19 protein-coding genes and 1 pseudogene are annotated in these 19,792 nt (G+C 49.1%); 15 read left to right on the plus strand and 5 right to left on the minus strand.

What is annotated here, in order from left to right; translation table 11 throughout:
• Positions 1–109 precede the first annotated feature (109 nt).
• Complete coding sequence (locus Q3O60_RS15510; protein WP_305894844.1) at positions 110–613, plus strand: hypothetical protein; 504 nt, start codon at positions 110–112, stop codon at positions 611–613.
• A gap of 122 nt (positions 614–735) precedes the next feature.
• On the opposite strand, the gene Q3O60_RS15515 is transcribed toward Q3O60_RS15510, so the two are convergent.
• Positions 736–1,035: a type II toxin-antitoxin system RelE/ParE family toxin gene (locus Q3O60_RS15515; RefSeq protein ID WP_305894845.1), complete on the minus strand. Its 300-nt coding sequence runs from the start codon at positions 1,033–1,035 to the stop codon at positions 736–738.
• The gene (locus Q3O60_RS15520; RefSeq protein WP_305894846.1) at positions 1,032–1,274 is read right to left on the minus strand and encodes a type II toxin-antitoxin system ParD family antitoxin; all 243 of its coding nucleotides are present in this window, start codon (positions 1,272–1,274) and stop codon (positions 1,032–1,034) included. The genes Q3O60_RS15515 and Q3O60_RS15520 overlap by 4 nt, the downstream gene beginning before the upstream one ends.
• A 174-nt stretch (positions 1,275–1,448) precedes the next feature.
• Between Q3O60_RS15520 and Q3O60_RS15525 the strand changes: the two genes are divergently transcribed.
• The gene (locus tag Q3O60_RS15525) at positions 1,449–1,745 is read left to right on the plus strand and encodes a hypothetical protein (RefSeq protein WP_305894847.1); all 297 of its coding nucleotides are present in this window, start codon (positions 1,449–1,451) and stop codon (positions 1,743–1,745) included.
• 467 nt (positions 1,746–2,212) lie between these two features.
• On the opposite strand, the gene Q3O60_RS15530 is transcribed toward Q3O60_RS15525, so the two are convergent.
• A complete protein-coding gene (locus tag Q3O60_RS15530) occupies positions 2,213–3,256 on the minus strand; it encodes an IS110 family RNA-guided transposase (RefSeq protein WP_305894848.1) in 1,044 nt (347 codons plus the stop codon).
• Positions 3,257–3,443: 187 nt separating this feature from the next.
• On the opposite strand from Q3O60_RS15530, the gene Q3O60_RS15535 reads away from it, so the two are divergent.
• From Q3O60_RS15535 to Q3O60_RS15560, 6 genes and pseudogenes are all read left to right on the plus strand, one after another.
• Positions 3,444–3,626 carry a hypothetical protein gene (locus Q3O60_RS15535; RefSeq protein WP_305894849.1) on the plus strand — a complete coding sequence of 61 codons (183 nt, stop codon included), beginning with the start codon at positions 3,444–3,446 and terminating at the stop codon, positions 3,624–3,626.
• 149 nt (positions 3,627–3,775) lie between these two features.
• Positions 3,776–4,183 carry a GFA family protein gene (locus Q3O60_RS15540; protein WP_305894850.1) on the plus strand — a complete coding sequence of 136 codons (408 nt, stop codon included), beginning with the start codon at positions 3,776–3,778 and terminating at the stop codon, positions 4,181–4,183.
• A 51-nt stretch (positions 4,184–4,234) separates the two neighbouring features.
• Positions 4,235–4,978 (plus strand): hypothetical protein, encoded by a 744-nt coding sequence (locus tag Q3O60_RS15545; protein ID WP_305894851.1) that lies wholly within the window; start codon positions 4,235–4,237, stop codon positions 4,976–4,978.
• A gap of 18 nt (positions 4,979–4,996) precedes the next feature.
• Complete coding sequence (locus Q3O60_RS15550) at positions 4,997–5,296, plus strand: hypothetical protein (protein WP_305894852.1); 300 nt, start codon at positions 4,997–4,999, stop codon at positions 5,294–5,296.
• Positions 5,297–5,465: 169 nt separating this feature from the next.
• A pseudogene (locus tag Q3O60_RS15555) lies at positions 5,466–8,754 on the plus strand (S41 family peptidase).
• A 124-nt stretch (positions 8,755–8,878) separates the two neighbouring features.
• Positions 8,879–10,213, plus strand: a complete 1,335-nt coding sequence (locus Q3O60_RS15560) for an MFS transporter (RefSeq protein ID WP_305894853.1) — start codon at positions 8,879–8,881, stop codon at positions 10,211–10,213.
• A gap of 27 nt (positions 10,214–10,240) precedes the next feature.
• Here the strand turns inward: Q3O60_RS15560 and Q3O60_RS15565 are convergent, their stop codons facing one another.
• A complete protein-coding gene (locus Q3O60_RS15565; RefSeq protein ID WP_305894854.1) occupies positions 10,241–11,821 on the minus strand; it encodes a leucyl aminopeptidase family protein in 1,581 nt (526 codons plus the stop codon).
• Between the two features lie 49 nt (positions 11,822–11,870).
• Positions 11,871–12,677 (minus strand): glycerophosphodiester phosphodiesterase, encoded by an 807-nt coding sequence (locus Q3O60_RS15570; protein ID WP_305894855.1) that lies wholly within the window; start codon positions 12,675–12,677, stop codon positions 11,871–11,873.
• A gap of 103 nt (positions 12,678–12,780) precedes the next feature.
• Between Q3O60_RS15570 and Q3O60_RS15575 the strand changes: the two genes are divergently transcribed.
• From Q3O60_RS15575 to Q3O60_RS15605, 7 genes are all read left to right on the plus strand, one after another.
• Positions 12,781–14,403: a PQQ-dependent sugar dehydrogenase gene (locus tag Q3O60_RS15575; protein ID WP_305894856.1), complete on the plus strand. Its 1,623-nt coding sequence runs from the start codon at positions 12,781–12,783 to the stop codon at positions 14,401–14,403.
• A gap of 83 nt (positions 14,404–14,486) precedes the next feature.
• Positions 14,487–14,966: an ATP-dependent zinc protease family protein gene (locus Q3O60_RS15580; RefSeq protein ID WP_305894857.1), complete on the plus strand. Its 480-nt coding sequence runs from the start codon at positions 14,487–14,489 to the stop codon at positions 14,964–14,966.
• On the plus strand, positions 14,963–15,868 hold the full coding sequence (gene rimK / locus Q3O60_RS15585) for a 30S ribosomal protein S6--L-glutamate ligase (RefSeq protein ID WP_305894858.1): 906 nt from the start codon (positions 14,963–14,965) through the stop codon (positions 15,866–15,868). The genes Q3O60_RS15580 and rimK overlap by 4 nt, the downstream gene beginning before the upstream one ends.
• Positions 15,869–16,948 (plus strand): succinylglutamate desuccinylase/aspartoacylase family protein, encoded by a 1,080-nt coding sequence (locus Q3O60_RS15590; RefSeq protein WP_305894859.1) that lies wholly within the window; start codon positions 15,869–15,871, stop codon positions 16,946–16,948. It abuts the gene before it with no gap.
• Positions 16,949–17,033: 85 nt separating this feature from the next.
• The gene (locus tag Q3O60_RS15595) at positions 17,034–17,612 is read left to right on the plus strand and encodes an NnrU family protein (protein WP_369812680.1); all 579 of its coding nucleotides are present in this window, start codon (positions 17,034–17,036) and stop codon (positions 17,610–17,612) included.
• 57 nt (positions 17,613–17,669) lie between these two features.
• Positions 17,670–18,053, plus strand: coding sequence for a peptide-methionine (R)-S-oxide reductase MsrB (gene msrB, locus Q3O60_RS15600; protein WP_305894861.1), 384 nt, complete (start codon positions 17,670–17,672; stop codon positions 18,051–18,053).
• Positions 18,054–18,205: 152 nt separating this feature from the next.
• Entirely contained in the window at positions 18,206–19,657 is a 1,452-nt protein-coding gene (locus Q3O60_RS15605) for a glyceraldehyde-3-phosphate dehydrogenase (protein ID WP_305894862.1), read from the plus strand.
• The last annotated feature ends 135 nt before the right edge of the window (positions 19,658–19,792 follow it).

Raw genomic sequence — 19,792 nt, forward strand, 5'->3', positions numbered from 1 at the left:
GGTGGTTTTCTGGTTACGTCATGCACCAAAAATGTTAGTGAGCTTCCACTGAAAAAATTCTGAGGGTGAAATGGGAAAAGTATATCAACGAACCACTCGCTACAAATGCATGAAAGAAATCTACTGTCAAGGAAAGGCGTTTGGGGAAGCAGGTAAGGTTTTGATTGAATCTGAAGATAATAATTTTTTTGTTCCAGGCATGATAAATATTTGTCTATCAGCAGAGATATTTCTTAAGTCAATAAATGCCTCTATGACTAACCTGGAAGATGAGATAGAAGTAAACGGAACTACAGTTTATCAAGGCAGGGATGAAACATTAAAAATTTTACCGAGCGGCAAAGGCCATGCCCTCAGTAAATTATTTGATGGCTTGCCAGAGGATATTCGAAATGAAATAACCCAGTATGCAAGGCAGGAAAAGTATGAAGGATCTGTCTCCGAGGGGCTAAAAAAATATGATGATGTATTTGTTGAGTGGCGTTATATATATGAGAAAAATGACCCAAAAAGCCTAGGAACACACCCTCTATTTAAGATTGTGAATGCAGTCATTAGATACTGCGAGGATAACCTTAATAAAGTTATTGATTGTTCTGCAAATGAAGTTTGATGCTAAGGCGTTCCAGCACCTAACAATCGCAATCAGGCGGAAATATTTTCCGTTCCTTGTTTTGCGGTTTACGCTACGCTACCGTAAAACAATCCACTCCAATATTCCGCTGTTGCGGGGCGTTACGCGCCAAGTATCGGATTAACATCCATACTCTTATGAAGAATTCGGATGATTTTAATTTGTTGACTGCCGATCTGTTGATAAAAGATGACATGGCTACCGTGAGGAAATTTTCGATATTCTTCTCTGATTTCATCGCATGTTTTACCGATGTCGGGGTTTTCAGCTAAAAGCCAAAATGAATCATCAAATTGTTTTAAATAAATATTTCGTTGCTCTTTTCCCCAGCGACGCTGGGTAAATAATGCGATATCTTGTAAATCGGCTTTAGCAGCAACGGTGAGATTAAATGGCTTCATCGAGAGTTTTGATTATCAAGTTCATTGATAAAGCTATCTAGGTCATAATCCGAGTCACCGCTTTGTTCACCTTCGACAAGTAGTTGACGAAGTGTATGTAGTTTAGTTTCTTGGTTTTCGAGTAAGCGTAGTGCTGAGCGAATAACTTCACTCGTTGAGCCGTAACGCCCACTTTGGATCTGGCTTGTAATGAAGCCCTCAAAGTGTTCTCCAAGGGTGATGCTAGTGTTCTTGGCCATGTGCAGTTCTCCGAGTACCAAAATATACCTAATTATGGTATCAAGTAAATTTAAGAGCAAGGCGCACAACAAACAAATTTTATCGCCAGTAAAAAGCGCTGGCTGCGACGTTAACCCGCTGCGCGGCTTTTCGGCCGCTGCTGGCAGCGTTATACATCACTAGAGGAACATCTTATGAACAAGGATGAGGTTGAAGCTCATTTAGTTTTTAATAAAATACAAAAGAAGCAGGCGCTTTCAGAAGAGTTTGAAAGGCTGCGTCCAAATTGGAAAGGTAGCGTAATCAGATTTGCTAGCATGTTTTTAGGCATGGCTTTTTTGATATGGATGTATCCAGAAATCATGCAGCAACCAATATTGTATGTTTTTTTAATTCTTATATTTGGTCTGAGTTCAGAATTGCATGCTGAAAGCAAAAGAATTAACAAGCGCATAGATGTGCTTCATAAGTTGCTAAAAGATGATGCATAACACATATGAGCCCACTCGGAGTCAATAGGTAAAACCGCTCTTCTGGCCGCGCTAGCGGCCAGGTATTTGTCCATCAGCAAGATAGACTGCTTCATCTGTCATCATGGTTGCCAGGCGATAGCCTGCAACAAACACATATCGGGGCTCTCTTACCTCATGCTCAATGAGCGCCTGCTGATTTCAGCATCCTTGCTGACAGCAGGGGCACCAGACATTCATCGGTTAACCTGTTGCTGGCGCTATTCAAGGCGTCGGGCTTAAAGCCAGTTAGTTTCAGGCTCAGCACAGGTGCAAACCATCTTGCTGATGGTAATGCGCGGCGGCAAGGTGTCTAATCAAGGCCATTTGGCTACGGCAGTGTGCCAGAAAGCGGGGGATTCAGCTTTATTGCTAAGGGTTACCCAACCATCATTTGAGCATCAGCCATGGTGTTCCAGTTAGACGTTCAGCTCACCTTGTCCCGCGACTTAACCGGCTAGGAAGCATTTTTCATCGAACACCTTCTGATTTTTCAGCATGTAGTACACGCAGCGGCCTACTTTATGGGCCAGAGCGGACAGAGCTTTCGCTTTGCTCATACGCTTTTGTAATTTGAGTAAGTGGGCTTTGGCTTTGTCGTTACCGCGCAGATAAAGCACGGCAATCTCACCGAAGGCCCACTTCAGATGGGCATTGCCGATTTTATTGCCTTGGGTGCCATAACTTTTACCAGCCGATTCGGCTTTGCATTTAATCAGCCGGCTGTATGAAGCAAAGTCCTGTACCGTGTTAAAGCGGGCGATATCACCAATCTCATACAGAATGGTGAGTGCCAGAATGCGACCAATACCGGGGAAACTGGTGAGAATGTGATAGTCACTACCACTATGATGTTTCGCATGCTTTTCAATGAAACATTCAACGGAGCTGAGTTCGTGTTTGTAAAACGCGATAATATTAAGGTCGAGGTCGATATTGCGTTGTACACAATCATCGTCAAAGCGGTTTCGCATGGCTTTACGTGCAAAGTCATACCGCAAGTTCAGATCCATTGGCGGCAAATTGTATTGGCTGGTCGTGTTTTTGACGTGCGCTTTTAAATCTGCACCGTGACGGACGATACGGGTTCGACGGCGCAATAAGTCACGGGCAGCGCGCATTTCTGGTGGATAAACATAGGCCAGGGGAAAGTTACCGCCACGGATAAGGTGAGCGATTTTATAGGAATCAATGCGATCGTTTTTGGCTTTGCCGCCATGGATGGCCTTCATGTATAAGGCATGGCCAAGAATGAAATCGATACCATGTTCAGCACAAAAGTCGCTCACCCAATACCAGCAGTGCATGCATTCAACACCAACAACAATATTGCCGATGTAAGGTGCTAATAAATCGAGCAAAGGTTCTGGAAATGCTTTGATTTCACGGTGTATGATGGTGTCACCATCAGCATTCAGAATGCAGACGTACAAAGAGCGGGCATGCAAATCAATTCCACAATAGTACGGATGTTGTGTAGTATAAAATTTCATTGGGTCTTCTCCTTTTTGGTTTGGTCGCCTTCCAGCTTAGCCAATCTGGCTGGGCTGGGGGAGAAGGCTCAATGATTATCAAGGCGCTATTGTCGCCAATCTCGCGGCTGGTTCGACTTACGCTGGGCTTCAGCCTCTCCAAAGCTTTGCGTTATAAGCCCATAGTCTTAAGGTTAGGCTCATCTCTATGAAAAATATTATATTCTGTGGTGTTTTTACTGGACTAGGTTCAGCCATTTACCAAATCGTAGCCCACGGATTTAGTGGAATGGATTTGTATCGAGCTATTTTTACTGGCTTATTTGTTATGCTCGTTTATGGTCTTTATGCTGGTTTTAAGTGGATCATGTCAGAAGATAATGAAGCGTGAGCATGCTTTATCTGATACTTGAAACACGGGCAATGAAATCATGAAAGTACCTGGAACCACTATTTGGGTTAATCCATCTAATGATGGTTGTATATATGCTGGCATGAAGTTACATATTCTGAGTGTTTACTTTTTTGCGGGAACCAAGTATGGCCTTACATTTAAAAGAAGTTGACGGCATTGCCATAGAAGCTAAACATAAGGCTTCTTGCCATTGTGGTTCTGTTGAATTTGAGCTTGACCTGCCTGATGGTTTAATTGATTTGCGTCGCTGTGACTGCTCACTTTGCCGAAGAAGAGGTGCAATTGCAGCGTCAATTCCGCTTTCTGGTATCAAAATTTTAAAAGGTGAAAGCCTGCTGAAGCTCTATCAATTTAATACAAAAACAGCCAAGCATTACTTTTGTAGCCACTGTGGTATCTATACGCATCATCAACGCAGGTCAAACCCGACCCAGTATGGTTTTAATGTCGCATGTCTTGAGGGCATTAATCCTTTAAAAATACCTAATGTGCCTACTTATGATGGTGTCAACCATCCTGCAGATCGCAAATGACGCTACATAACAAACCACGGCATTTGGGGCGCTAGCTCTTATGGAGGATCTGTGCGCAAAGCTTTCATCGTAGTATTTATTTTTGCTGTATCGTTGGTGCTTATCGGGGGCATATTTCAGAGACACGCACTTGCCTGCGATTTACTTCCGCTCATGAATTACCAGCGGCTCACTAGCGAGGTATTTCTTGCGGCTGACTTTGCTGAACCGCAAGCTCAAATCATAAGCGAACTTATTGAATCGGCTTCTGAGCGAATGAGTGATGTTTATGGTAAACCGATATCGAAACCGCGATTTGTGATTACTGCTGACACTCAAAATGCTGCCCATTGGGGGGCAAATGAGACGGCTTCGATGCACCGAATGCCTTGGCGAGCTTGTGTCATCATTGGCCCTAAAGGCCTGAACGTTGATGTGATTGCCCATGAGTGGCTCCATGCCGAAATCCAACATCGGGTTGGTTTCTTTCGTTTTCTAAAGGAAGTTCCTGTATGGTTTGATGAAGGGGCTGCACTTACACTCGATTACAGAGAGCCGTTTTTACCTGAAAATATAGACCTCTCCGATGACGTTGTTACTGCGGTAAAAGAGCTGAAAAGCGGCAAAAGCTTTTTTTCAAATAACATTAGGCAAAACTATCAAGCATCACGACTAGCTGTAGAGCCTTTGATACGTTCAGATCAGTTTTTCAATGACCTTGAGAAAATTGCGTCTGGGGAGTCATTTGAAAATGTGTTTTTAAACGCTAACGCGTCGGCTGTACTGAAGCGTAATGTATTAGAGGAAAGGAAATGAGTGCTGTACCAGGCCGCTATGAGTCAGCTTAACACATCAACGATAGCCATTCTTTCGGGGGCGGCGTCTGTCGTGGTCGGTTTAGTCGCTTTTGCGTTAAGCTGGAACTTGTGGGCGTTGTGGGGTGGCCCTATGCCGGGCGCTCAGGTGTTACTTTTTCCCGGCAATTTGTCGTTGGTTTATGTGTGGCATCCACTTTTTACTGAAGAAGTGAACTTCTGGCCTAAGCTTGCGCTACAAATGTTTGGGCAGTTTACTCTGGTCGCATCTGTTGTTGCTGTAGCCACCAAGGCTATTAGACGATGGCGCAGCGCATAAGCCAGACAGGTTCAAGGCTCAATAGCCGCGTGATTGTTGCCAGCCTGACTATGGGTGCTTTACTTAACACTTTAACCCAGCAATTCACAGATTTACCGCATTGAAACTGGTCCTGTACGGTTGGTTCTGGTAGCTTAGTTTTACTCTGTGCTAACAACAAGACCAAGCCATGTTGAAGAAAGCTACCATAAAAAAAACCGCGATAACCAAAACCATACTGGCATTTGCCATCGGCTCTGTATTGAGTGCTCAGGCGCTGGCTTCTGCGCCCTTATCCGATAGTTATTTTCGTTCTCCTTCTTTGCAGCAAAACCAGTTGCTGTTTACCTCGGAAGGCAATATCTGGCAGGCTGATCTAGAACAGCTGCGTGGTCAGCGTTTGACGACACACCCGACCGAAGAGATTCAGGCCCGTTTATCACCCGATGGTGAGTGGTTGGCCTTTGTGGCCAGTTATGAACAAACCCCAGAGTTATACGTAAAGCCAGCCAGCGGTGGTGTGGCTAAACGCGTCACCTTTGAAAACAGCCGGGTGCGTTTACAGGGGTGGACGCAGGATGGCAAGCTGTTGTACGCCACCGACCATGTGGCCGGGCCCGCGAACTTCTGGTTGTTGAAAACGGTCGACCCGCTCAATCTGACCACCAGCACCTTGCCGGTGGCCGATGCCATTGAAGGCACCCTGGATAGCCGTGGCGAATGGTTGTACTTTGTTCAGCATGGTTTGCAGGCGACTGGCGATAATGCTCGTACTTACCGCGGAGGCGCTTTAGGTGAGCTATGGCGGTATCAGGTTGGTAGCGAGAAAGAAGCGGAGCTGTTGAGCGCTGAGCATCAGGGCTCTATTCGTCACCCGATGTACTGGCAGGGCCGGGTGTATTTTGTCAGTGATGACAGTGGCAACCCAAATATCTGGTCGATGCAAAGCGATGGCAGTGATGTCCAGCAACATACCGCCCATCAAGACTGGCAGGTGCGCCAGGCGTATTTGAACCAGGGTCGCATTGTCTATCAGTTAGGCGCAGATATCCATTTGCTGGATCTCAGCAGTGGTGAGGATCGCTTGCTGGAGATTAGCCTGCAATCGGATCGGCCGCACCAACGTGAACGCTGGCTCGATCAACCACTTAATTACCTGAACAGCGCACATTATGCCGGTTTTGGCGATCAGGTGGTGTTGACTGCGCGTGGCCAGGTGGCTATCGCCAGCAAATCTCCCGCCCGTTTGGTCGAAGTGGCAACGCCTGCTCACAGCCGGGTGCGCGAAGCCATTTTAAGTCACGATGGTAAGTGGGTGTATGCCATCAGCGACCAAAGCGGCGAGCTGGAAATTTGGCGCTACGCCGCTGATGGCCGCGATGAAGCCAGGCAGCTGACCAAAGATGGCAGTGACTTTCGCTGGCAATTGGCTGGCTCATGACGATAAAGCAGGTAATCTGTGGCTGTTGAATTTGAACACCCTGGAAAACCGCAAAGCGATTACTGGTGGCGTGGGGTTATTTCCTTTTGCTGATATTCGCTGGTCGCACGATAGTGAATTGCTTGCTGTAACGACCATAGCGGCCCGCCAACAGCGCAGCCAAGTGTTGCTGTATTCGGTCAGTGAACAAAAGCAGCAACTGGTCACCAGCAGTAAATACGAGTCGTATTCGCCTTCGTTTAGCCCGGATGGCAATTGGCTGTATTTTTTATCCAACCGTCACTTTCGTGCTACACCAGGCAGCCCATGGGGTGACCGCAATCTTGGGCCGATGTTTGACCGACGCAGCCAAATTTTTGCCGTTAGTCTGAAAGAGCAGGCTGTCTTTCCGTTTCAGGCGCCGAACGAACTTCCTGCACCGGTTGTAGAGGAAGAGCCTGCTCGTCGCGGCCGAAGAGCTGCCACACCGGCCAGAGTGGCATGGCAGGGGTTGAATGATCGTCTGTGGCAGGTGCCAGTGCCTGCCGGTAATTACAGTCAGCTGACTGTAACCGAGCAACGTTTATTTGTGCGTGAGTCCAGTTATGAAGCCAATAGTGCGCCTGCACTGAAGGTGATTAAAATTGATGACCGGGATGCAAAAATAGAGCAGTACGCTGCGGCGATTGCCGATTACCGAGTGTCGAACGATGGCAAACAGCTTTATTTCCGTAAGCATCAGCAGCGAGGTACCGGGCCGATGTATGTGGTGGAAGTAGGGGATCGTGAGCCAACTGAACTCAGCTCAGCTTTACTTAACAGTCGCCAGTGGCAATTGGCATTGGATCCTAAGCAAGAATGGCAGCAAATGTTTCGCGATGCCTGGTTGATGCAGCGGGAGTTTTTGTTTGATAAAACCATGCGTGGTTTGGACTGGGATGATGCTAAATCGCGTTATCAGCCACTGGTTGCACGTGTCTCAGATCGATACGAGTTAGACGATGTGCTGGCTCAGATGATGGGAGAGCTTGATGCCTTGCATTCTCAGGTCCGGGGCGGTGATTATCCGACGCAAGGGCCGACTCCAAGTGCAGCAAGCCTCGGTGCCAGCCTTGAAACCACCAGCGATGGTGTTCGAATTGCGCATATTTATCGGACTGATCCTGAATTACCTTCACAAGCGGCGCCTTTGGCTCAGCCTGGCGTTAATGCAGAGATCGGCGATATTATTACCGCGGTGAATGGCCGTACGGTTAGTAATCAAGCCGAGGTGCAATTGCAACTACGCAATCAGGTGGGCCAGCAGGTGTTGCTGGATCTGAAACGGGGCAATCGTTCGCTGCAAACGGTGGTGGTGCCTGTGAATGCGGGCCGTGATCATCAGCTTCGTTACCAAGACTGGGTACTGAATAACGCCAGTAAGGTACAAAGCGCTTCGGACGATAAATTTGGCTATTTACACCTCTATGCCATGGGGCCAAACGATATTGCTAATTTTGCGCGTGAATTTTATGCCAATGTCGATAAAGAGGGCTTGATCATTGATGTCAGGCGCAATCGCGGTGGCAATATCGATAGCTGGATCATCGAGAAGCTGCTGCGTCGTGCCTGGGCGTTCTGGCAGCCAACACAAGGTGCGCCTTACACCAATATGCAGCATGCTTTTCGCGGCCACCTGGTGGTGCTGACCGATCAACTGACCTACTCCGATGGGGAAACCTTCGCCGCTGGGGTAAAAGCGCTGCAGCTAGGGCCTTTGGTTGGTATGCGAACCGCCGGTGCCGGCGTATGGCTCACCGGGCGCAATGCGTTAACGGATCGGGGAATGGCTCGGGTGGCTGAAACGGCACAATTTGCCATGGATGGGCGTTACGTGATTGAAGGTTATGGTGTTGAGCCAGATTACGAAGTGCGTAATATGCCGGTGGCAACCTATAAAGGCGAGGATGCTCAGCTAAATTTTGCCATTGATTATTTAACCGGCAAGTTGCAACGTGAGCCGATCCCTGAGTTAAAAGCCGAGCCAATTCCATCTGGCCCAGCTGCGGATATTCGCTAATTATCCAGCAGGGCAGCTCTGCTGTCCTGCTGGGATGATCGCAAATTATGCCATTGGATTTTATAATCAAAAAACCTGAAATAACTGCTAAAGTGATGGTATCCAGATTGCAGATGAGTCGCTGATGAGCACCACAAAACTGGCACCAAAACGGGAGATTTTTGGTTGGTCGATGTTTGATTTCGCCAATCAAGGCTATACCTTGCTGATCATTACCGTGATCTTTGGCGATCTATTTACCAGAGTGATCGTTGGTGATGCCCCGGATTACCGGCTTGGCAATTTGCTGTGGAGCATTTCGCTGGCCATCAGTTATTTGATGGTGGTGGTGGCAAACCCTATTTGTGGGGCGGTGATGGATTACTCCGCCAGTCGAAAACGCTTCCTGTTTATCAGTTATCTTTTGACGGTCGTTGCCACTGCCATGCTGTACTGGGTGGAACCAGGTTGGTGGTGGCCTGCGATGCTGCTGATTATCATCTCAAACTTCGCCTACGCCATAGGCGAAGGCTTTATAGCCAGCTTTTTAACGGATCTTGGACCACGTAAGGCCTTAGGCTGGATTTCTGGCTTGGGCTGGAGCCTCGGCTATATCGGCGGTTTAATAGCTACCGCCTTTGCCTTGTTTTTTCTTGGTGATGTCTCACTGGACAATTACCCAACCATTCGCTGGGTCGGGCCTTTCGCTGCTGGTTTCTTTTTAGTGGCGGCGATCCCCACCTTTATCTGGTTGCGCGAGCGAGGTACCAAACGCACGCTAGCACCGGGACAAAGCCTGCTCGGTATGGCTTTTCAACGTTTGCATACCACCTGGTCGGCCATGCATCAGTTTCGAGACTTGCGTGTTTTACTGGTATCGATTTTTTTCGCCATGGCAGGCATTTATATCATCATCGCTTTCTCATTTATCTACGGTGCTCAGGTCATTGGTTGGGATGAGCAGGTACGGGTCTTGATGTTTGTGACGGTGCAAATAACGGCAGCTCTGGGTGCCATTGGTTTTGGTGTTTTGCAAAGCTGGATTGGTGCTAAAGTCACTTATATGATGACGCTAAGCTTGTGGTTGCTGGCGATTTTGGCCATCTGGCAAACGCCCTTACTGACCGAATGGTTTCGGCTATGGTTCGATGTTGATTGGCAAGCGCAGTATGTATTTCTGATAGCTGGTGTATTGGCTGGTGCTAGTTTGGGCGCTTCGCAATCTGCAGCCCGAGCCTTGGTTGGTGTGTTCACCCCTTTGGCAAAGTCGGCTGAATTCTTTGGTTTTTGGGGCATGGCGACCAAATTGGCGGCCGTTTTTGGCATGCTGGGATTGGGCCTGATGCAATGGGCCTTTGGTTTGGCCGATGCCATCTTGTTTTGTTTGCTGTTATTTGTCGTTGCAATTATTGCGGTGTTGCCGGTGCAAGAAGCCCGGGGCAGTGAGGTGGCAGAGCAGTGGCGGGATTTAGACAAATAAGGCGGGTGTTGCCACCCGCCGGACGAATTACTCTTGATCTTGTTGCTGATACAACTTAACCCACTCAGTGAGCAGCCGGACACCGAAGCCGTTGCTGCCCTCAGGGTGAATGCCGGAAGCACTGGCGGAAAAGGCATTACCTGCCATATCAATGTGTACCCAAGGCGTATCGCCAGCAAAGTGTTGCAAGAAAATAGCACCAGCCTGAGCACCTGGCGAGCCGGTATTGATGCGATCGGCAATACGGCTTTTCACAATGTTATCGTAGTTATCCAGCGGTAGTGGCCAGACTCGCTCCTGCACCAGCTCGCCCGCTTCACGCAGGGTATGCTCGATATCCGTGTGCTGGGTGAACATAGCTGCATAGGCGGTACCCAGTGCACCCACTTTAGCACCGGTTAAGGTCGCTATATCGGCTATCACCCGGGCATTTAAATGCTCACGGGCATACCAGATCCCATCGGCCAGAATAAGCCGTCCTTCCGCATCGGTGCTGCCAATTTCAATGGTGCTGCCATCACCTGCGGTGACCACATCACCTGGCAGTTGCGCATCGCCAGAAATCATATTGATGGACAGTGGCACCACACCCACAACATGCGCTGGAGCTTTCTGGCCAGCTAGCGCCTTGAGAGCACCCACTACGGCGGCACCACCTGCTTTATCGGTGTGCATGCGAATAATCGAGGCGGACTGAGTTTTTAAATTGTAGCCACCAGTATCAAAGGTGTTGCCTTTGCCGACTAATGCAATAGGGGCTTCATCATCAGCACCACGCCAACGCGCGACCAGCAGATGAGCCTTCATATCGCTGCCCTGGCTGACACCGTACAAGGATCCCATGCCCAGTGCTTTCACTTCATCAGGGCCCAGCACAGTCACTTCAACACCTAAAGGCTCCAGCACGGCTTGGGCGTAGCGAACAAAGGCTGCAGGGTAACCAGAGCTACCTGGCAGATTGGTCAGCTCACGAGCGGTAAAAACGCCCTGAGCCAGGGCTTGTTTTTGCTCAAACTCAGCGCGTGCATCGGCGGCAAGAGCGACCTGCCAGCTATACTGTTGTGAAGGGCGGGCATCGGGTGCGCTTTTAAAGCGATCGAAACGGTAATTACGTAGCTCAACACCATGTGCCATGGCTGAGGTAATGCGATGATTATCGCCCGCATTGCCAATCAGCTGGCTGTGAACATGCACTGTCTCGGCCTTGCTGCCATTGACCCAGCTGCTTAAGCTTGCGCCCATTTCTTCGGCTTTCGCCCGCTTCAGCTCGGTTGGGTTCCCGACACCAATCAGCAATAATCGGTTATAACTCAAGCCCACCGGAGCAACGATCTCAAGTTGACTGCCGGCCTTACCGGTAAAATCTGCTACGCTGACAGCACGATTGATGTGATTGCGGCTGTCACGGCTCCAACCGGATAAGCGGAGCTCACCATGCTCCTCAGGAACCAAAATCACCAGCACATCAGCTGGCTGCATGGATTCGGTGACATTAAATGTCGTATGGATATAGGGAGCAGGCGTCGCGGCAGAAGCAGGTAATGGATTCAGCAATAAGCTGCTGGTTGCCAGCACGGTTCCAATGCTAAGCGCAATAAGGGTTTTCATAGCAGACCTCAATGGTAGATAGTTGTATGTTATTGTTTTCGACTATCTATTATCGGGACTTTTGTTGGCATTGCAAGCGTAACGGCTGATCGGAAAAAATCCAGTCGACGCCACGAGCCGCTTCACGATTCATAATATCCGGGTGATTGATTTGACCGGTACCGATGGCTTTACCTGCCTGTTGCAGTTGCTTGACCAGTGGTGTAGTGAGTAGTGCAAAAGACCCGGCTACGGCACCATGGCCAAGTGCAATGTTTTGCCTGATGATGTCTTTGGTGTTGGTTAAAGCGACATCCACCAAAGCGGATGTGGGCAGAAAACGATAGCCTTCCAGATGATCCGGTTCCAGGCTCAACAAATGATAATCCACCTCCGGCTCCAGCGGGGCCAATACTTTTTGCAGTTGAAGCGGTTGTTTGTTGCGCTCACGCCAGGACTCTTTTAATTCCAGCATTAAATGCAATCGCTGACCATAGCGCTCGATCACTTCGTACAAGTGTGGAATTTGAGGCAGTTCGCGCCGCAGTGTATCAAAGGTAGTTTCGGCGATAACAAGATCGGGCCGCTGAAATACCCGGCCACAAGCAGGATCGTGGTGGACCACGGGCTCGTTATCCCGGGTCAATCGAACATCCAGTTCAATGCCCCATAGTCCATGCGTTACACAGCGATCAAAAGCAGCCAGGGTATTTTCAAGCAGAGGATCCTTAGCGACTTTTTCATGCGTTCCCGGCTGATGGGCACCACGATGAGCAATCAGTTTCAGATGGGCAGGGTCGGTAACCTCACGGCACCGGGGGCTCAGGCGCCAAAGCTGGTTGGCTACGTTGTTTAAGTGATCCGTCCAATCGGTCACGGCTTATACTCTGTTGGTTATATCTTATTGGCACGATTAAGAAATCATAGCAGTAGCGGCAGGTCTGCACTACTATTAGACAAGGAAAATAAAGGAGTTAGTTATGGTTGCTACCCCAGGTTGGTTCACTACGTTGCTTCATTTTTGCTGGATCTTACTGCTGGCGGTGCTGCTAAGTACCTTGGCGCAGACACAGATAAACTTACTGGCGCTGCAGCAGTTGGGTGTTGCTATTAGCCTTGGTGATCGTTTGACAACCAGTTGGCATGATGTCCTGCACTTTTCACCGATTTATTTACTTATTTTTGGTCTGAGCTTTTTGCTGTCACAAAGTATAGCCTGCTTGTTAGCACGATGGCTGTCATTACCTCGTCTTGTCCTTTGTTCGGTAGGGGCTCTGGCAGGCCTTTGGACCACCTTGTTATTGGTCAATATGCTGGCACCTATGCCGACCTTAATTGCGGCGAGCCGAAGCGTAAGTGGGTTGGCGGTATTGTTATTGATTGCGGCGGCGGCGGGTACTTTGTTTGCATACATGACAACGCCCAAACAAGTGCAGAATCAATCTGGTGAGTCGATGAAATCGAAGGCTGCTGCCTCAGCTATGGCCCTCTGGCTGGCACTGCCGGCTCTGTGGTTATCGACAGACACCGCCTCTGCAGCATCAGCCGGGTCAGCTGATGCGTCTCGTTCGTATCAGGTTGAAACAGTAACCGCAGGGCTTGAGCATCCATGGTCGCTGGCTTTTTTACCGGATGGTCAGTATCTGGTGACCGAACGGCCAGGGCGATTACGACTGATTACAGCTGATGGTGAGTTGCATCCTGAGCCCTTAGCAGGGCTTCCGGCTGTTTTTTCCTCCGGTCAGGCGGGTCTGTTTGATGTGTTGTTATCGCCTGATTTTGCCAATGATCAATGGGTGTATTTCAGTTATGCCTGTGGTCAGGCCCGGGCCAACCATACGTGCTTGGCGCGCGGCCGTTTAAATCATCAGCAACATAGTCTGGAGGCGGTAGAAGAGTTGTTCCGAACTCAGGCCGCCAAAACAGGCAATGCACACTATGGTGGCCGTTTGGTTTGGTTGCATGATGGTAGCCTGCTGCTTTCTCTTGGTGATGGCTTTGATTACCGTGAACAGGCGCAGCAGCGTAGCAATCACCTGGGCTCTATAGTGCGATTGCATGCTGATGGCTCGGTACCACATGACAACCCCTTTGTCGATGATCCGGACAGCCGTTCTGAGATTTACAGTTATGGGCATCGCAATGTTCAGGGCATGGTGTTCGATGCAGAGCATCAAGTGGTGTATAGCCACGAGCACGGCCCTAAAGGTGGCGATGAATTAAATCGTATCGAGGCAGGCACCAACTATGGCTGGCCGATTGTCAGCCATGGTATTGATTATACCGGTGCTCGCATCACACCATTTACCGAACGGGCAGGGATGGAACCGCCATTGCTGCAATGGACTCCTTCGATCGCGCCATCAGGCATGACTTTGTATCGTGGCGGGCTATTCCCTGAGTGGCAGAACAGCTTGCTGATTGGTGCTTTAGCTTCCCGATATGTGGTACGGGTAGCTCTTGACGGTGACCAGGTTGCGCAGCAAGAGATCCTTTTTGCTGAACTAAATGAGCGTATCCGGGATGTTCGAACCGGCCCTGATGGCGCGGTGTATCTACTGACCGATCAGCCGGATGGGCGCTTATTGAAAATAACGCCGTAATCTTGTCGATAGGGTGTATTTGTCGCTTGCTATTCAGTAGTTTAGCTACCTATACTTGCGAAAATTTACCGTATGAGGTGTGAATGAATACAACTACGGAACCATTAATGCTCGGATGGCGTGAGTGGGTGGCATTACCTGGCTTAAAGGTGCCCGCCTTAAAATGCAAAGTGGATACCGGAGCTCGAAGCTCTGCTTTGCATGCCTTCTCTGTCGTGCCCTTTGAGCGTGGCGGTGAAACCTGGGTCCGTTTTGGCTTGCACCCGAACCAACAGGAAACAGAAACCGAGCTTTGGTGTGAGGCCAAAGTATTGGATAAACGCAATGTCACGGACTCAGGTGGCAATGTCACGGAGCGGTACTTTATACAAACCGAGGTGATGATTGGTAGTCAGTGCTTTAGCATTGAATTATCCTTGACCAGCCGTGATACCATGATGTTTCGAATGCTGCTCGGTCGCGAAGCGATGCGTAAACGTTTCGTGGTTGACCCCGGCGCTTCCTATCTTCAGCCCTTAGCAGGGCTTACTTCAGCAGATGAACCCAAGGCGACTTCTTTATGAAAATTGCAATTTTATCCCGTAACGCCAAACTGTATTCAACTCGTCGGCTGGTCGAGGCGGCTGAAGAGAGGGGCCATGAAGTCCGGGTGATCGATGCGTTGCGTTGTTATATGAACATTACCTCGCACAACCCGGAAATTCATTACAAAGGCGAAGTACTTACTGGCTTTGATGCGGTGATCCCACGAATTGGTGCTTCTATTACGTTTTACGGTACCGCTGTATTGCGTCAGTTTGAGATGATGAGCGTGTACCCATTGAATGAGTCGGTGGCGATTTCCCGCTCCCGTGACAAACTACGTAGCTTACAATTGTTGTCACGACGTGGCATTGGCTTACCCGTTACCAGCTTTGCGCACTCACCGGATGATGTGGAAGATTTGCTTAGTATCGTGGGCGGCGCACCGGCCGTGATTAAATTGCTGGAAGGCACTCAAGGGATCGGTGTGGTGCTGGCTGAAACCAATCAGGCGGCTGAGAGTGTGATTCAAGCCTTTATGGGCTTAAAGCAACATATCCTGGTGCAGGAATTTATTAAAGAAGCCAAAGGATCCGATATCCGGGTCTTTGTGGTCGGCGGCAAGGTGGTGGCGGCGATGAAGCGTCAGGCGAAAGAAGGTGAGTTTCGTTCTAACTTGCACCGTGGCGGTACGGCTGCCTTGTGTCGTATCACACCAGAAGAGCGTGCGACGGCGATACGAGCAGCCAAGGTAATGGGGCTGAATGTCTGTGGAGTAGACCTCCTGCGATCCAGCCATGGCTCTGTGGTGATGGAGGTGAACTCATCGCCAGGTCTTGAAGGCATCGAAAAAGCTTCAGGCAAAGATATTGCCAGCTTGATCATTCAATTCATTGAAAATAATTCCAAACCAAGCCGGACTAAAACCAAGGGTCAAGGCTAAATGGCAGCAGAGTCAGACACCACCCGAGCTGGTGGCCGAAATAACAGCATCACCATCGGTGGTATTGAAATAAAACCGGGTGAGCGCCGCACCATTGATGTTAAAGGCAGTAAATTATACACCCATACACCAATTTCAATGCCGGTTCAGGTGTTGTGTGGCCGTCAGCATGGCCCGGTATTGTTTGTCAGTGCCGCTATTCATGGCGATGAAATCAATGGTGTAGAAATTATTCGTCGCCTGTTAAAAGTACCTGCATTAAAGAGGTTAAAAGGCACGTTGTTAGCTGTGCCTGTGGTTAACTTGCATGGCTTTATTAACCAAAGCCGGTATTTACCAGATAGACGCGATTTAAATCGTAGCTTTCCGGGTTCGCAAAAAGGCTCATTGGCCGGTCGTTTGGCTCGCTTGTTTATGACGGAAATTGTTAACCAATCGACGCATGGCATCGATTTGCATACCGGTGCCATTCACCGCTTTAATTTGCCACAAATACGAGCCAACCTGGATGATGACGAAACCATGCGGATGGCCAAAGCCTTTGGTACACCGGTGATTCTCAACTCGGAGCTCCGCGATGGTTCGCTACGTGAGGCCGCCAGTCAGAAACAGGTACCGATTTTGTTGTATGAGGCTGGAGAAGCGCTGCGCTTTGATGAGTTTTCTATTCGTGGCGGTGTCAATGGCATCATTCGTGTCATGCGTGAGCTAGGCATGCTGCCAACCTCGCGTAAAGCGGCACCGCCTGAGCCTGTGATGGCCCGCTCCAGTGCCTGGGTGCGAGCTCTGCAAAGTGGTATTTTCCGTGCTTTTGTCAGTGAAGGTGAGCGCGTGAGTAAAGATCAGACTCTGCTCGGCGTAGTGTCAGACCCTTTTGGTGAATCAGAGAAAGAGATATGGGCGCCGAGCAGTGGCATCGTGATAGGCTTACTGAAGTTACCGCTGGTGAATGAAGGCGACGCTGTCTATCACATTGCTCACTTTTACCGCACCGATATTGCTGCTGATCGGGTCGAAACCTATCAGGAAAGTCTGGATGCTGATGATTATCCGTATGCAGATCAAGGATTGGCCATTTAACGGCGTTCGCTGCTATTTTAAACCCTTATGAGCGATCTGCATCTGCTGTCGCTGTGTTTTATTTTTATGAAGGAATGGAGTGATTATGACGTTATTGATCGTAGGTTTAATCTTATTTCTGGGCATGCACTCAGTGTACATGCTGGCACCATCAGTTCGATTGCAACTGATCAGTAAGCTTGGACCTCAGGGGTGGAAGGGGTTATACGCGCTTATTGCTTTGGTTGGCTTTGTGTTGCTGGTGCTGGGTTATGCTGATGCCAGAGCAAGTACCACCCTAGTATGGCTGCCACCAAGCGGTATGGCGCATTTGACAGCATTGCTGACTCTGGTGGCGTTTATTTTTCTCATCGCTACCTACATTCCTGGTTCGAAGCTTAAAGCCAAAGTAGGGCACCCGATGTTACTCGCCACCAAAATCTGGGCCTTGGCGCATTTAGTCAGCAATGGCACTTTGGTTGCAATGATTTTATTTGCTAGCTTTTTAATCTGGGCGGTTGCTGGCTTTGCTGTATCCAGACGTAAAGACCGGGCTGAAGGTGTTCAGCGCGTAGGCTATTGGAGCCGGGATGCCATCACTGTGGTGATTGCCTTGGTTGGCTATTGGTTGTTTGCCTTTCATTTGCATGAGCTGTTGATCGGTGTGAAACCATTCGGCATGTAAATCGTTTCTGAGCTCAACGCATCCATGCTGAGAGTTGTATACGATGTGGAGACCGCTATGAAAAAGTCTGAACAAGAATGGCAGCAACAACTTAGTACTGAGCAATTTCGTGTGACTCGCTTAAAAGGCACTGAAGCGCCTTTTAGCGGGGACTTGCTGTACCATGAAGAGCAGGGCAGTTATCACTGCGTTTGCTGTGGTCAGCATTTATTTGATTCCGGCACCAAGTTTGATGCTGGTTGCGGCTGGCCATCGTTCTACCAGTCGATAGCCAGTCAGGTGCGCTATGTCACCGATAGCAGTCATGGTATGCAACGTACTGAAATACTCTGCGCTAATTGCGATGCTCACCTGGGGCATGTATTTGATGATGGCCCCGCACCAACAGGGCAGCGTTACTGTGTGAACTCGGTGTCGTTGCGTTTCAAAAAGGATGAATAAGACGCATTCTTCGGCATGATAGTGGAAATAAAAGCTGTAAGTGTTGTGGTAGGGTTTCAGTTTCTATTACAATAAGCCGCCGTCTGGAGGCAGGCGGCCTCTGTACCTGATCATTAACCACATTCAGCATACTGAAGTTAAAAGGCCGAACTATGACCCTATCTCACGAAGAACAGTACCAGAAGAGCTGGCAGGAACGCCAGGAATTCGCCGAAAACATGCAACCATTGATTGGTCGCTTGTACCGCAACAAAGGCATTGAAGTTGTGGTGTACGGCAAACCTCTGGTTAATGCCGATACCATTGAGCTGATCAAAGCGCACAAGATGGTCGAGCGTTTTGAAGGACAAAAGCTCCGTTTGCGGGAAAGTTACCCAATTTTAGAAGCCCTTAGTCAGATGAATCTGGCTCCTGGCCGTATCGATGTCGGTAAACTGGCCTATGCCTATCAGTACAAAAACTCCTCCAATGGAGCCAGCCTGCAAGACTATTTAAACCGTGAGTTAGCCGACCTGCTTGATCATGAAGATCAGGTGAAGCCTACCGATGTGGTGTTGTATGGTTTTGGCCGGATCGGTCGCTTATTAGCCCGCCTGATGTTAGAGCGCTCTGGCCCCAGCAGCAAGCTGCGCTTGCGTGCTATTGTGGTGCGTGGAGGCAAAGAGGGTGACTTAGAGAAACGTGCCAGTCTGCTGCGCCGTGACTCCATCCATGGGCTCTTTAATGGCAGCATCACTGTTGATCATGAGAATCAAGGCATCAAAGCCAATGGTACCTTTATCAAGGTGATTTATGCCAATTCGCCTGCCGATGTCGATTACACTCAGTATGGCATTCAAGATGCGTTGGTGGTGGACAACACCGGGGTATGGAAAGACGACAAAGCCTTAGCGATTCACTTCGAATCGAAAGGCACCGCAAAGGTATTGTTGACTGCACCTGCTAAAGGTGAGGTACCGAACGTGGTGTATGGTGTAAACCATAGCATGATCTTGCCTGAGCAGAAAATTGTCTCAGCAGCCAGCTGTACCACCAATGCCATTACACCGGTATTAAAGGCTTTGAATGATGAGTATGGCATTCGCAATGGCCACGTTGAAACGGTGCATTCTTATACCAACGATCAAAACCTGATTGATAACTTCCATAAAGCCGATCGTCGTGGCCGCGCTGCGCCATTAAATATGGTCATCACTGAAACTGGTGCTGCCAGTGCAGTGGCAAAAGCGTTGCCGGAGTTGGCAGGGAAATTAACAGGTAATGCCATCCGGGTTCCTACACCTAATGTCTCTTTGGCCATCCTGTCATTAAACCTGAATAAAGCAACGGACCGCGACGAGCTCAATGGTTACTTGCAGAAAACTGCGTTGTTTTCTGACTTGCAGGATCAGATTGATTACTCCAGCTCCACTGAGGTTGTCTCGTCTGATCTGGTGGGCTCGCGTTATGCTGGTGTGGTTGATTCACAAGCGACCATTGTCGATGGCGATCGCTGTGTCTTGTACGTCTGGTATGACAATGAGTTTGGCTACAGCGTGCAAGTGACACGCGTGATGAACGAAATGGCAGGTATCAAGTACCCAACCTTGCCGTTAAGCCGTTAAGTAAGACAAGGCTACAGCCAGCGAACCCCAGCTTAAAAAACTGGGGTTTTTTATTGTTTCGCTCAACCAGGATTGGTTAAGTGCAGGCGATATCAACCTTTAGTGCACAGGGTAGAGGATCCGATTGCTGTGCGT

Origin of the sequence: Alkalimonas collagenimarina, from assembly GCF_030717845.1 — a bacterium.
In the GTDB taxonomy this organism is placed as follows: Bacteria; Pseudomonadota; Gammaproteobacteria; order Enterobacterales; family Alteromonadaceae; genus Alkalimonas; species Alkalimonas collagenimarina.

Bases quoted from the DNA above. Each gene is read 5' to 3' on its own strand.
- Q3O60_RS15510 (WP_305894844.1), top strand. From the start codon at position 110: ATGAAAGAAATCTACTGTCAAGGAAAGGCGTTTGGGGAAGCAGGTAAG.
- Q3O60_RS15515 (WP_305894845.1), bottom strand. From the start codon at position 1,035: ATGAAGCCATTTAATCTCACCGTTGCTGCTAAAGCCGATTTACAAGAT.
- Q3O60_RS15520 (WP_305894846.1), bottom strand. From the start codon at position 1,274: ATGGCCAAGAACACTAGCATCACCCTTGGAGAACACTTTGAGGGCTTC.
- Q3O60_RS15525 (WP_305894847.1), top strand. From the start codon at position 1,449: ATGAACAAGGATGAGGTTGAAGCTCATTTAGTTTTTAATAAAATACAA.
- Q3O60_RS15530 (WP_305894848.1), bottom strand. From the start codon at position 3,256: ATGAAATTTTATACTACACAACATCCGTACTATTGTGGAATTGATTTG.
- Q3O60_RS15535 (WP_305894849.1), top strand. From the start codon at position 3,444: ATGAAAAATATTATATTCTGTGGTGTTTTTACTGGACTAGGTTCAGCC.
- Q3O60_RS15540 (WP_305894850.1), top strand. From the start codon at position 3,776: ATGGCCTTACATTTAAAAGAAGTTGACGGCATTGCCATAGAAGCTAAA.
- Q3O60_RS15550 (WP_305894852.1), top strand. From the start codon at position 4,997: ATGAGTCAGCTTAACACATCAACGATAGCCATTCTTTCGGGGGCGGCG.
- Q3O60_RS15560 (WP_305894853.1), top strand. From the start codon at position 8,879: ATGAGCACCACAAAACTGGCACCAAAACGGGAGATTTTTGGTTGGTCG.
- Q3O60_RS15565 (WP_305894854.1), bottom strand. From the start codon at position 11,821: ATGAAAACCCTTATTGCGCTTAGCATTGGAACCGTGCTGGCAACCAGC.
- Q3O60_RS15575 (WP_305894856.1), top strand. From the start codon at position 12,781: ATGGTTGCTACCCCAGGTTGGTTCACTACGTTGCTTCATTTTTGCTGG.
- Q3O60_RS15580 (WP_305894857.1), top strand. From the start codon at position 14,487: ATGAATACAACTACGGAACCATTAATGCTCGGATGGCGTGAGTGGGTG.
- rimK (WP_305894858.1), top strand. From the start codon at position 14,963: ATGAAAATTGCAATTTTATCCCGTAACGCCAAACTGTATTCAACTCGT.
- Q3O60_RS15590 (WP_305894859.1), top strand. From the start codon at position 15,869: ATGGCAGCAGAGTCAGACACCACCCGAGCTGGTGGCCGAAATAACAGC.
- Q3O60_RS15595 (WP_369812680.1), top strand. From the start codon at position 17,034: ATGACGTTATTGATCGTAGGTTTAATCTTATTTCTGGGCATGCACTCA.
- msrB (WP_305894861.1), top strand. From the start codon at position 17,670: ATGAAAAAGTCTGAACAAGAATGGCAGCAACAACTTAGTACTGAGCAA.
- Q3O60_RS15605 (WP_305894862.1), top strand. From the start codon at position 18,206: ATGACCCTATCTCACGAAGAACAGTACCAGAAGAGCTGGCAGGAACGC.